Source organism: Pseudoalteromonas sp. SR45-1 (assembly GCF_014163655.1).
Taxonomy (GTDB): domain Bacteria; phylum Pseudomonadota; class Gammaproteobacteria; order Enterobacterales; family Alteromonadaceae; genus Pseudoalteromonas; species Pseudoalteromonas distincta.
Genome location: NZ_JACJDR010000030.1, coordinates 1 through 12562, shown reverse-complemented (window position 1 = coordinate 12562; position 12562 = coordinate 1). Strand labels below are relative to the sequence as shown.

Annotated in this window: 12 protein-coding genes; 3 read left to right on the top strand and 9 right to left on the bottom strand. The window is 39.6% G+C overall.

The annotated features are described in order from the left end of the window. Nucleotides 1-254: 254 nt before the first annotated feature. The 9 genes from rraB to H5089_RS19840 all read right to left on the bottom strand — a co-directional run bounded on the left by rraB (nt 255) and on the right by H5089_RS19840 (nt 9320). Nucleotides 255-590, bottom strand: a complete 336-nt coding sequence (gene rraB / locus H5089_RS19880; RefSeq protein ID WP_002961968.1) for a ribonuclease E inhibitor RraB — start codon at nt 588-590, stop codon at nt 255-257. Next, complete coding sequence (locus H5089_RS19875) at nt 590-1303, bottom strand: 1-acylglycerol-3-phosphate O-acyltransferase (RefSeq protein ID WP_182692807.1); 714 nt, start codon at nt 1301-1303, stop codon at nt 590-592. Before H5089_RS19875 ends, rraB begins: the two co-directional genes overlap by 1 nt. 162 nt (nt 1304-1465) lie before the next feature. Next, nucleotides 1466-3760: a DNA topoisomerase IV subunit A gene (gene parC / locus H5089_RS19870; protein ID WP_002961963.1), complete on the bottom strand. Its 2295-nt coding sequence runs from the start codon at nt 3758-3760 to the stop codon at nt 1466-1468. Nucleotides 3761-3770: 10 nt separating this feature from the next. Beyond that, nucleotides 3771-4865 carry a sorbosone dehydrogenase family protein gene (locus H5089_RS19865; protein ID WP_024605067.1) on the bottom strand — a complete coding sequence of 365 codons (1095 nt, stop codon included), beginning with the start codon at nt 4863-4865 and terminating at the stop codon, nt 3771-3773. A 29-nt stretch (nt 4866-4894) separates the two neighbouring features. Further along, complete coding sequence (gene parE / locus H5089_RS19860; protein WP_002961961.1) at nt 4895-6784, bottom strand: DNA topoisomerase IV subunit B; 1890 nt, start codon at nt 6782-6784, stop codon at nt 4895-4897. 107 nt (nt 6785-6891) lie between these two features. Continuing rightward, nucleotides 6892-7452: a YqiA/YcfP family alpha/beta fold hydrolase gene (locus tag H5089_RS19855; protein ID WP_182712946.1), complete on the bottom strand. Its 561-nt coding sequence runs from the start codon at nt 7450-7452 to the stop codon at nt 6892-6894. Next, on the bottom strand, nt 7437-8222 hold the full coding sequence (locus tag H5089_RS19850; protein WP_002961959.1) for a metallophosphoesterase: 786 nt from the start codon (nt 8220-8222) through the stop codon (nt 7437-7439). Before H5089_RS19850 ends, H5089_RS19855 begins: the two co-directional genes overlap by 16 nt. Next, a complete protein-coding gene (locus H5089_RS19845; RefSeq protein WP_002961958.1) occupies nt 8209-8667 on the bottom strand; it encodes a DUF1249 domain-containing protein in 459 nt (152 codons plus the stop codon). The genes H5089_RS19850 and H5089_RS19845 overlap by 14 nt, the downstream gene beginning before the upstream one ends. A gap of 26 nt (nt 8668-8693) precedes the next feature. Continuing rightward, complete coding sequence (locus H5089_RS19840; RefSeq protein WP_002961957.1) at nt 8694-9320, bottom strand: NUDIX domain-containing protein; 627 nt, start codon at nt 9318-9320, stop codon at nt 8694-8696. A 151-nt stretch (nt 9321-9471) separates the two neighbouring features. Here H5089_RS19840 and tolC point away from each other — a divergent pair, with 151 nt between their 5' ends. The 3 genes from tolC (at nt 9472) to H5089_RS19825 (ending at nt 12482) form a co-directional block, all read left to right on the top strand. Further along, nucleotides 9472-10827, top strand: coding sequence for an outer membrane channel protein TolC (gene tolC, locus H5089_RS19835; RefSeq protein WP_002961956.1), 1356 nt, complete (start codon nt 9472-9474; stop codon nt 10825-10827). Between the two features lie 111 nt (nt 10828-10938). Next, the gene (lpxL, locus tag H5089_RS19830; protein WP_182712945.1) at nt 10939-11868 is read left to right on the top strand and encodes an LpxL/LpxP family Kdo(2)-lipid IV(A) lauroyl/palmitoleoyl acyltransferase; all 930 of its coding nucleotides are present in this window, start codon (nt 10939-10941) and stop codon (nt 11866-11868) included. A 41-nt stretch (nt 11869-11909) separates the two neighbouring features. Then, nucleotides 11910-12482 carry a toxin co-regulated pilus biosynthesis Q family protein gene (locus H5089_RS19825; RefSeq protein WP_182712944.1) on the top strand — a complete coding sequence of 191 codons (573 nt, stop codon included), beginning with the start codon at nt 11910-11912 and terminating at the stop codon, nt 12480-12482. The last annotated feature ends 80 nt before the right edge of the window (nt 12483-12562 follow it).

Below are 12562 nucleotides of genomic sequence, written 5' to 3'. Positions count from 1 at the left end.
GTACTAAAAAATAAATAACACTGCTTACCAATAATTATGGACAATATTAATTTAGTATGAATAAAAAATAAAAATAGAGATAAATTAAAGGCCAATCTTAAATTGGTAATAACCAGATTTAAATTGGTAATGTACACTTTTGATTTATATAGAGGCTAGTGAGTGTATTTAAAGCTTAAATAGGGGGTAAAACTAAAAAAGGCGAGCATTGTTAAATGCTCGCCTTTACTATTTTTCTAATGCTGGGTAATTAATTACTCTTGAAAGTAAGTACCCCAACCGTCGTATTCAACGTCGCACTCAACGGCTAGTTGCGCTAGCTTATCAACGTCTTCCATAATAACGTCTACGTCTAGCTCAGCTTCAACTACAATGTCAAAGCTCCAAATTTTACTGCCATCTTCAAGCTCAAGCTCTGCTGGCTCTTCAACATCGTAGCCTAATTTAAAAGCAGCCAATGCAGCTTGCTCTAGTTTAGGGAAGTCTTCACACACAAAATGGTGTTCTACTTCATAAAGTATTTCAGGATCTGATCCATCTTCAAGTAGTGAACTTACGATGTCTTCACTTATTTCACGCCAGTTTTCCATTATTTTTCTCTCACTTGAGCATCTAATTCAGTTATTTTAGCAGCCATAATGCTATGCACGCTTTTAGCATGCTCACGCGCGCTAATTTCTTTATCAAGCGGTATAGGGGCTAACATTTCGATGTAAATTGTACCATTATCCCAACGATTTAGCTTAATGGTTTTATGTGTTGTATTCATACACACCGGAATTATGGGTACATCTGCGCTCATTGCGGTGTGAAAAGCACCTGTTTTGAACGGTAGCAACCCTCTTCCATAGCTTCGTGTGCCTTCTGGAAACATCCATACAGATAAGCCATTATTTTTAATTTTTTCGGCTGCTTTGGAGATAGTTCCCGCTGCTTTGGATCGATTCGATCTGTCTATTAATATATTACCCGACAACCAATAAAGCTGACCGAAAAATGGGATCCACTTTAAGCTCTTTTTCCCCAAACTTACGCAGTTTTTAGGCACCATTGCAGGCACTGTAAATAAGTCGTAGCTATTTTGATGATTAGCAACATAAACTGCAGGGCCTGCATCAATTGCATCTTTATGACGTATTAAAACTAATTTAACGCCAATCATTTTAGCCATTGAGCCAAACCAGCCCGCTATAATATGTACATTATTGGGATGAAATGGTCTTATAATCGAAAGTAATAAACCAAAAATACAACTGAATAATATAAACATCAGCATAATAAAAACGCGTATAACAGCTAGCAAATGAGTTTCTCCAAAGATCAATTATGATTATTATAGCGTTATTTTGTGACACAGACGAGTCAATAGCGCACAAGTGTACGCTGAAATATGCAAGCTCTTTATTTTAAAACAAAAACGGCCTGCAAATGCAGACCGTTTTTATTTATACAAAAAAGTAATTGGTTACTCTTCGTTAATGGCTTCTATTGGTTCATCATCTTGTGGGGTTAGCTCAACAACGGCTTCGTCAACACGCTGTAAGCCGCGCGGTAGTTTATTACCCCTACGCCCTCGCTCACCATGATAATGCTCTAAATCACTTGGTTTAAGCGTTAGTTTACGCTTACCAGCATGAAGCGTAACACTGCTTCCTTGTGGCACAACAGCAAGCACTTTTACAAACTCTTCACGGGCTTGTACTTTAGCTCCAGGAATAGAAATAATCTTATTCCCTTTACCTTTGCTAAGTTTTGGTAAGTCACGTAGCGGGAATAAAAGCATGCGGCCTTCGTTAGAAATAGCCATACAGTAATCACTAGCAACATCGTTCACCCTAATAGGAGAAAGTAATATTCCACCCTTAGGGACACTTACCAGCGCTTTACCATTTTTATTTTTACTCACTAAGTCTTTAAAGTCGGTAATAAAGCCGTAACCTGCATCTGACGCCATAAGCAATACTTGCTCGTCTTCACTCATTACCACGTGCTCAAAATTAGCACCTGGTGTTAAGTTAAAACGACCTGTCATTGGCTCCCCTTGGCTACGCGCCGAAGGTAGACTGTGCGCATCGGTTGCAAACGCCCGCCCTGCTGAATCTAAAAATACCGCAGGTTGATTACTCTTACCACGAGCAGAGGCTCTAAAGCCGTCACCTGAGCGATAATTTAAGCCTTGTACATCTAAGTCATGACCTTTACCAACGCGTGCCCAGCCTTTGTCTGATAGCACAACAGTAACTGACTCTGACGGAATTAAATCTTTTTCGTTAAGTGCTTTCGCTTCTGAGCGCTCAATCACTGGCGAGCGACGATCGTCACCGTACATTTCAGCGGCTTCTTGAATTTCTTTTTTAAGCAGTGTCGACATACGACGTTCTGAGCCCAAAATTTGCGCTAATTTATCACGCTCTTTGGCTAGTTCATCTTGCTCACCGCGAATTTTAAACTCTTCAAGTTTTGCTAAATGACGAAGTTTTAATTCTAAAATAGCTTCTGCTTGCGTATCAGTTAAATCAAAGCGCTCCATTAATACAGGCTTTGGTTTGTCTTCGCTGCGGATGATTTCAATCACTTCATCGATATTTAAAAAGGCTGCTAATAAACCTTCTAAAATATGCAAACGTGCTAATACTTTATCTAAACGATACTGCAAACGACGACGCACTGTTTCGCGTCTAAATGTTAGCCACTCACTTAAAATACAGCGCAAGTCTTTAACTTGCGGGCGACCATCTAGGCCTAGCATGTTTAAGTTTACGCGGTAATTTTTTTCAAGATCGGTGGTTGCAAATAAGTGCGCCATTAATGGCTCAGCTTTAATGCGGTTTGAGCGCGGAATAATTACAATACGCGTTGGATTTTCGTGATCTGACTCGTCACGTAAATCAGCAATCATAGGTAATTTTTTAGCGTTCATTTGCGCTGCAATTTGCTCAAGTACTTTACCACCTGAACATTGATGCGGCAGCGCTGTAATAACAATATCGCCATGCTCTTCGGTGTAAACCGCACGCATTTTGATAGACCCACGACCGGTTTTATATATTTTATGAATATCGGCTTTTGGGGTAATTATTTCAGCATCTGTTGGGTAATCTGGTGCATGTACAAGCTCAAGTAATTCTTCAAGCTCTGTTTTTGGTTTATCAAGTAATAAACAACATGCGCTAGCCACTTCACGTACGTTATGTGGCGGAATATCTGTTGCCATACCTACGGCGATACCCGTTATACCATTGAGTAAAATATGCGGTAAACGAGAAGGCAATACTACAGGTTCATCCATGGTGCCATCAAAGTTTGGCGTCCAATCAACAGTGCCTTGGCCAAGCTCTTTAAGCAGAACTTCAGAAAACTTAGATAAACGCGCTTCGGTATAACGCATTGCTGCAAACGATTTAGGGTCATCTGCCGCACCCCAGTTTCCTTGTCCATCTACCAAAGGATAGCGATAAGAAAACGGCTGCGCCATTAATACCATAGCTTCGTAACAGGCACTGTCGCCGTGTGGATGGTACTTACCAAGTACGTCACCCACTGTACGGGCTGATTTTTTGTACTTAGCGTTAGCTGACAAGCCCAGTTCGCTCATCGCATAAATAATACGACGCTGTACTGGTTTTAAACCATCACCTACATGCGGTAAGGCGCGGTCCATGATTACGTACATGGAATAATTTAAATAGGCGTCTTCGGTAAAACGCCCCATTGTTTGTTGCTCAATTCCTTGCATTAGCAAGGTATCTGTATCACTCATTAAAGCTTACCTAGTTTTTCTTATAGCTTACACGGTAGATTACATTGGCGTAATCATCGCTTACTAACAGACTGCCGTCACCTAATTCTGCAAATGCAACAGGGCGTCCAAATGTTGTTTCGTCTTTCATAAAGCCAGTAATAAATGGCGTATATTTAGTTACGCGACCTACTTCGATTGTTGCAAGGCCTACTTTATAGCCTGACTTTTTAGAACGGTTCCATGAGCCATGTTCAGCAACAAATAATTGTTGCTTATAACTTGCTGGAAATTGCTTACCGTTATAAAAATGAATACCTAGTGGCGCTACATGCGCTGGAAGTGCAAGTGCTGGCGATGTGTAATCGGCAATGTTTTTACCTTCACCAAACTCAGGGTCAATAATTGCACCGGCATGAACATACGGAAAGCCAAAATGCTCACCTTCTTGCGTTGCACGGTTTAACTCATCAGGCGGAATATCATCGCCCATCATGTCGCGACCATTATCGCTAAACCATAAGGCTTGTGTAGCAGGATGAAAATCAAAACCCACTGTGTTTCTAACGCCTTTAGCTATTGTTTTTATTTGTTTTGTTTCTACATTAAGGGCAAAAATACGACCAAAACGCTCATCCTCAGCACAAATATTACACGGTACACCCACCGGAATGATTAATTCTCCCGTTGGTGCAAAACGTAAAAATTTCCAACCATGATGACGCTCACTCGGTAGTTTGTTATAGACCACATCAAACTTTGGATCTTTTAATTGGGTATCAATATTTTTAAAGCGAATAATACGATGCACTTCGCCTACATATAAATCGCCATCTTTAATTGCTATGCCAGAGGGCATGTTTAAGCCTTTAGCCACAACAATTTTTTTATCTGCTACGCCGTCGCTATTGTGATCAATAAGCGCATATACGTTGCCTGCTTTACGAGAGCCAACATACACAATACCTTTTTTTGAAACGGCTATTTGACGTGCATTTTCTACATCATTTGCAAATAAACTAATTTCAAACCCAGGTGCTACGGTGAGCTTATCAAGTATATTTTTAGCCATTGCAGGAGCGCTAGTCAGCCCAAGTAACAGCAAACTTCCTAGTAATTTTTTCATTCGTCTCTCCTAGTGTTAGGCACAAGCAATTAAACGAGCGCCTTGTTACCATGATCTTCTAACCATTGACGACGATCAGGCGATCGTTTTTTAGCAAGTAGCATATCCATCATTTCCATGGTTTCTACTTCTTCATCAAGCGTAAGCTGCACTAAGCGTCGTGTATTAGGATCCATAGTGGTTTCACGAAGCTGTAACGGATTCATTTCACCCAGACCTTTGAATCGTTGTACGTTTACTTTTCCGCGTTTTTTCTCGGCTTCTATGCGCGCCAAAATAGCGGTTTTCTCTTCTTCATCTAGGGCGTAATAAACTTCTTTGCCAATATCTATTCTAAATAATGGCGGCATTGCAACATACACATGCCCTGTTTTTACTAATTCTGGAAAATGACGAACAAACAGTGCACATAACAATGTTGCAATGTGTAATCCATCCGAGTCAGCATCGGCCAGTATACAAATCTTATTGTAACGCAGTCCCGACATATCTGTTGATTCTGGGTCAATACCCAGTGCCACTGAAATATCATGTACTTCTTGTGATGCTAGTATTTGCCCCGACTCTACTTCCCAGGTATTTAAAATTTTACCACGTAGCGGCATAATTGCCTGAAATTCACGGTCTCGCGCTTGTTTAGCAGAACCACCAGCAGAATCACCTTCCACTAAAAACAGCTCGGTTCGGTCATTATCGGCAGCACTACAATCGGTCAATTTACCTGGTAATGCAGGCCCTGCAGTAACTCGTTTACGTACGACTTTTTTAGCTGCACGCAAACGGCTTTGCGCGTTTGAAATACATAACTCAGCTAATAATTCTGCGGTATCGGTATGTTCATTTAGCCATAAACTAAACGAATCTTTTACAACACCCGATACAAATGCGGCACATGAACGTGATGAAAGTTTTTCTTTGGTTTGCCCTGCAAATTGTGGATCTTGCATTTTAACCGACAATACGTAACTACAACGCTCCCAAATATCATCCGGTGTTAGCTTTACGCCACGAGGTAGTAAATTTCTAAACTCACAAAACTCTCGCATTGCTTCAAGCAAGCCTTGGCGCAGACCATTTACATGTGTACCACCTTGCGCAGTAGGAATTAAGTTTACGTAGCTTTCCGCTATTGATTCGCCACCTTCAGGTAGCCATACAACAGCCCAATCAGCACCTTCAATTGAGCTTTTAAATTCACCTACAAATGGGTCTTGCGGTAATGTTTCAAACCCTTTAACGGCTTCAATTAGGTAATCTTTTAAGCCAGTTTCGTAAAACCATTCTTTGGTTTCTTTTGTTTGCTTATTAACAAACTTAATACGCAGTCCTGGGCATAAGACCGCTTTGGCTTTTAATAAATGATTAAGCTTGGTAATTGAGTAGTTTGGTGAATCAAAGTAGCTAACATCAGCCCAAAAACGAACGGTGGTACCTGTATTGCGCTTACCAACAGTACCAATTACGCTCAAATCTTCTACTTTATCGCCATTTTCAAATGCCATTCTGTATTGTTGAGCGTCGCGCCTTACGGTTACTTCTACACGTGTAGATAAGGCATTTACTACAGAAATGCCTACACCGTGTAAACCACCCGAAAATTGGTAGTTTTTATTAGAAAACTTACCACCGGCGTGTAACTTAGTGAAGATTAGTTCAACCCCAGGGATACCTTCCTCAGGGTGAATATCAATAGGCATACCACGTCCGTCATCGCTCACTTCGAGCGAGTTATCTTCGTGGAGAATTACGTCGATACGAGTAGCGTGGCCCGCCATAGCTTCATCGACACTGTTATCGATAACCTCTTGGCCTAAATGGTTTGGGCGTACGGTATCGGTGTACATCCCTGGGCGTCGTTTTACCGGATCTAATCCATTAAGTACTTCAATGGCTTCGGCGTTATAATTTTGATCACTCATAGTTTTTGTCTTTATATCCGCTAAGGCTCTAATACGTTTACTAGTTTTATTGTTATATGCGCTAAAGCGTTAATATAGTAACTAACCTCAGTTCAGGCTAACTAGTTTTACGTGATTTTAAGAAAATCTACAATACTTGCAAAGGTGCGTTCAAATTCAACGTAGCTATGATCGCCACCAAACTCTATCAATTGCTTGCATTGCGAATAATATTTTACTGCGTGTTGAAAGTTCAACACTTCATCTCCTGTTTGCTGCAATAAATACAGTAACTCAGGATGTGCTAATTTATCTACAGCGAGTAATTTCAGCGCCTCAATATGACTGTTACTTAAATCGTAATGATAATCTTGATACGGATTATAATTAGGCCCAAGTAACGACTGTAATAAATTATAGGGTGCGACCGCGGGATTAATGACCACTGCAGGAATTTGATAACGCTGCGATAAATACGTGGCAAAAAAACCACCTAACGAGCTACCTAATAAAACGGTATCTGGCGTTAGTAATTGTTCAAGCTCAATTATAGCTTGTAGGGGCTCGTGGTTTAAGTTCGGTACACAATAATCAACGTCATAGTTTGCCATAAGCTCACCAAAGCGCACAGCTTTATATGATTTTTGTGAACTATTAAAGCCATGAATATAAATTACGCGCTTAGCCATACCACTTCCGTTTTTACTTCGACTTTATCTTTTTTACTCTTTATATTTAGCATTCTGTAAGCAGGCCCTGCATTTTTTTGCTCCCACTTTGGAGTGTATTTTACAAACTGGACTGAACTGGCAGGACTTGCATATATAGGCAAGCCTCTAAAGTTTTGTTCATAATCGTTGTGTACATGACCATGAAAAAGCGCAGATACATTATTACTATTAACTAAAATATTTAAAAGCTGTGGACCATTTTCTAATAAGTGCTTATCAAGATAGCCATTTATTGGCAGCGGATTATGATGACAAAAGATAACTTTACTATTATTCGAGTTGACTAAAGTATCAGTTATTTCATCTAAATGCGCGCCAGTAACCCATCCTGCGGGCGTGGGCCCTTTAGAATTAATAAGAAGCAGCTCAACCCCGTTAGCAATAATATGTTTAGCCGAATTTATTTTTCCGCCACTTATGCGATTAAGCATTACTAGTTCATCATGATTACCTGGTACCCAAAATACAGGGCAAGTGATGTCACTGGCATTTATAAGTTCACTAAATAATAAGTACGATTCGAAACTATGGTCTTGTGTTAAATCACCACCAAAAATTACGCAATCTACTGGCTGCTCAGCGATGTGTGCCAAAGCTTGTTCAAAATGAGCTGCAGTATTTGCATTAAAATATTCACCATTTTTATCTGCAAATAAATGGCTGTCGGTAATATGCGCAATGCACAAAGATGATTTATCAAATGTATATGTATCATCAAACCAAGCCATTATTTACATCCCAATTTAATGTTGCTTGCCCGTGCTCTACACAGGCCACTAACCAGTCGTATAAAAAAGCATTAAGTTGATACTTTTCATCTTTTTGATGCATTTTAGGGTTGGGGTATCCGTACGATGGTTTTATGCGTTGATGGTAATCGTGATGAATAATTTCAGCTACTTTCGCATCATGATACAAGCGAGCCGTTAAATACAGCGGCGCTATCCCTTTAACCATTCCTGTTAGCTGCTTAATTGAAATATCCATAGTGTATTTTGCGCTGCCATCAATTTTTGTAGCAAATTCACTGTTGCCAAGTTTTACTTCACGAATGCTTCCTATATTGCGCTCGCTCGGTAACAACTTTAATAGTCGCACATAGTTATGCTCACAAAGTGTTAAATACTTTGGGAGGCTTTGAATATATCGATTTGTTGCTAATTGTGCTGTCAAAGTTCCGCCATAATATTAGTAAGAGTTTATGCCCATTTGCTTGCCATTTTTTCGCGATTTAGCGCAAGCCACTGCATACAAATAACCGTTGCCGCATTATCCATTTCACCGTTATTGAGGCGCATTAGCGCATCATCAACCGATAAAATATGAGTTTTTATATCCTCGCCTTCAGTTTCAAGACCATATACACCTGATTTCACTTGGCTTAAATCAGCACGCGCTAAATATAAATGTAAGCGCTCAGTTGTACCACCAGGGCTTGATAGGTATGAAAGCATAAATTCAAGTTCAGTTAATTCAAGCCCTGCTTCTTCATACGCTTCTTTTTTTACAACTGATTCGTAATCCGTACTGCCGTCAGTCATTCCGGCTATACATTCTAGTAGCCACGGCGAGTGCTTACTTTTAATAGCGCCAATACGTATTTGCTCAATTAAAAGAACAGTATCTGATATTGGGTCATAAGGGAGTACTGCAATTGCATCGCCACGTTCTAATATTTCTCGGCTAATTAGCTCTGATTTTCCACCCGCAAAAAGAGCATGTTCAAACTGGTATAAATCAACCTGAAAAAAACCTTTATAAAGGTTTTTTATTGGCTTTAAATTTACATCTTTATGTGTAAATTGAACGAGCTTTTTATCAACCACGTGCCTACCTCCTACTTATCTAAAGCTTTAAAATGCGTTAATATATTCTGTTACACTTGAACATACTGTTTTACTAATTATTTTTTTTGTTATGCAGTAAAACAGGTTAACATGCTTTTAGTACAAAAATTGTCTAAGGACCGAACCCCACATGAAAAAGAACATTCTTGCGGCGCTAGTTAGTTTATCATGCGCATTAGGTGCAACAGCAGTGAAAGCTGAAGATTTACTACAAGTTTTTGAAATAGCGACAGCTAACGATCCTACTGTTTTAAAAGCAAAAGCCCAAGCCGATGCGCAGTCTTACCAAAGCGATTTGGCGATGAGTGCACTATTACCTCAAATTGGTTTAACTATGGGTTATACGAAAAGCGATGCAACGTCGTACCAAAGCGTTGGCGACTTATCTAACCAAGTAAAAGTTGAAAGTGATACAGACCAATTCTCTCGCGGTGTAAGTTTAAGCCAAACATTATTTGATTTAGGTGCTTGGAACACTTTAGATATTGCCGATAAGCAAGCTCTACAAGCAAGCGGCCTATATGATGCAGCTAAACAAAATTTAATTGTACGCGTTGCTGAAGGTTATTTTAACGTATTAAGTGCCAGTGATAACCTTGAATTTGTCGAAGCTGAAAAACGTGCCATTGCACGTCAACTTGAGCAAACAAAACAACGTTATGCAGTAGGTTTAACAGCTATAACAGACGTACACGAAGCACAAGCTCAGTTTGATAACTCAGTAGCCCAAGAAATTATTGCCAGTAATGCTGTAGAAACTGCACGCGAGCAACTTCGTGAGATAACTGGTAAATATCACGAAAAATTAGACTTTTTAAATACAGATACTTTCTCAACAACTAAGCCAACGAAGCGCTCAAGCGACTTTGTTAAAGTAGCTGAAGATAAAAATATCAACTTACAAGTCTCTAAAGTAACGGTTGATATTGCAAAAGATCAAATTGAATTAGCAAAAGCAGGTCATTATCCAAAACTAACTCTAAGTGCAAGTTATGGTGACTCTCTTACAGACACTCAAATAAATGGCGCTAATTTTGATGACCAACCGCGTTCAGACTCAAGTTCTGTTGGGCTTAACTTTAGCGTACCTTTATATTCAGGTGGCGCAACGGTTGCTGCAACAAACCAAGCGCGTGCGTTTTACGTATCAGCGAGCCAAGATTATGAAACAAATTACCGCGCAGTCACTCGCACAGTAATTACATCTTATAATCAAGTTGTTTCAGATATTGCGACTTACAAAGCGCTAGAGCAAGCGGTTGTTTCAGCTCAAAGTGCCCTTAAAGCAACTGAAGCCGGTTTTGAAGTAGGTACTCGTACCATTGTTGACGTACTAGTGAGTACGCAAAATTTATACGATGCAAAACGTAACCTTGCTGATGTGCGTTACCGTTATGTGTTATCTACCCTTCGCTTAAAACAAGCTGCGGGTACACTAACAAGTGAAGATTTAGTTGCTATAAACCAAGGTTTAAAATCAGCTTAACTTTTACAGCTAAACATAATATAGATTTATTCAAAGCCAGCATGTAGCTGGCTTTTTGTATTTTATAGCGCTTAGCGTTAAACTATCGTTTTTATTCTCAGAGAGATTTTTGTGGTCACCTCATCTCCTTTTAAAGCATCTTTTTTAGGCCCTCGATACTGGCTAACGTGGGTTGGCGTTTTATTTTTATATTTAATTTCTTGGTTACCGCAAAAACTACAATTGGCAATGGGTAAACAGCTTGGTCGCTTAGTTCATAAATTTATGAAGCGCCGTCGCCATATTGCAGAAGTAAATATTAAGCTGTGTTTTCCTGATATGAGCGAAGCAGATCAAAAAAAACTTGTGCTCAAAAATATGGAAAACACCGGTATTGCAATGGTTGAGACTGGTATGGCCTGGTGGTGGCCGCAGTGGCGAGCACAAAAAGCATTAGGGTCTTTTAAAGGGCTTGAGCACTTTGAACGCGTACAAGCGTCTGGTAAAGGTGTTTTATTGCTTGTTCCTCATATTCTGCATCTTGAAATGGCTAGCCGTATTATGGGCTTAGAGTGTCAGGGTGTTGGCTTTTATCGCCCTCATAACAATCCACTAATGGAATACTTTACGACTAATGGACGCCTTCGCTCTAACGAATATTTAATCGGTCGAAAAGATGTAAAAGGTTTACTGAAAGCATTAAAAAATAAAAAGGTATGTTATTACTTACCTGACCAAGATTACGGTCGTAACCGCTGTGAATTTGTCCCATTTTACGCAGTACCTGACGCTGCAACGACAACAGGTACTCTTATGTTCGCTGGCAGTAAAAACTGCGAAACTATGAGCTTAATTTCGCGTCGTGACGAAAATGGAAAGTATCATTTAGAGGTAGTACCTGAGCTTGAAAACTTCCCCAGTGGTGATGATAAGGCTGATGTAACACGTGTAAATCAACGCATGGAACAATCTGTTAATGCAGCACCAGAGCAATACATGTGGCTTCACCGTCGCTTTAAAACTCGACCGGATAAAAATACGCCTTCTTTTTACAAAAAGTAATGGTATAACAATAATAGGAACAAATAAGGTGGGTAATAATCATGTGGTTTTGGATTAGACATATATCATTTGCAGCCGTGCTAATAGCACTCGCCGTATACTTTTTAGTGGGTGATGGTTCTGTATTTGATATTAAAAAATCTAAAAATGCAGCCGCCGAAGGACTATCACGCTTTTACTCCTCCATTCGTAACCAAGTAAAAAGTAATAAAGAACGAGATCAATTTGTTTTAAAACTTAAAACACCAGAACAAACCTTGGATAGAGTATTGGCTGAACGTGCGCGAACAGTAGATCCAATGCCTACAAATTGGACTGGAGAAGTTGAACCTAGGCGCTTTGAAAATGGCACAACTCTTAAAGATGTACTTAATCAATATGCTAAAAACGAGGGGATTGAGCTTTACTGGTACTTAAGTAAAGATTACGTAGTTAAAGATCATTTTAGAGTAGACAGTAACTTTACTTCAGCACTGTACCAAATTGGACGCGCTATAAATGATGATTTTGAGCATGAGGTTTATACTTACTTTTGCCATAAACAAAGAGCAGCGGTTATTACCGAGTTACCATCAGAATTTGTACGTACAAACTGTTTAAAACTAAAGATTTAAGGGTTTACACGTACATAGACCCAAGCAAGCGCTTGGGTTTTCAATTCAATTCAATTCAATTCAATTCAATTCAAAAATAC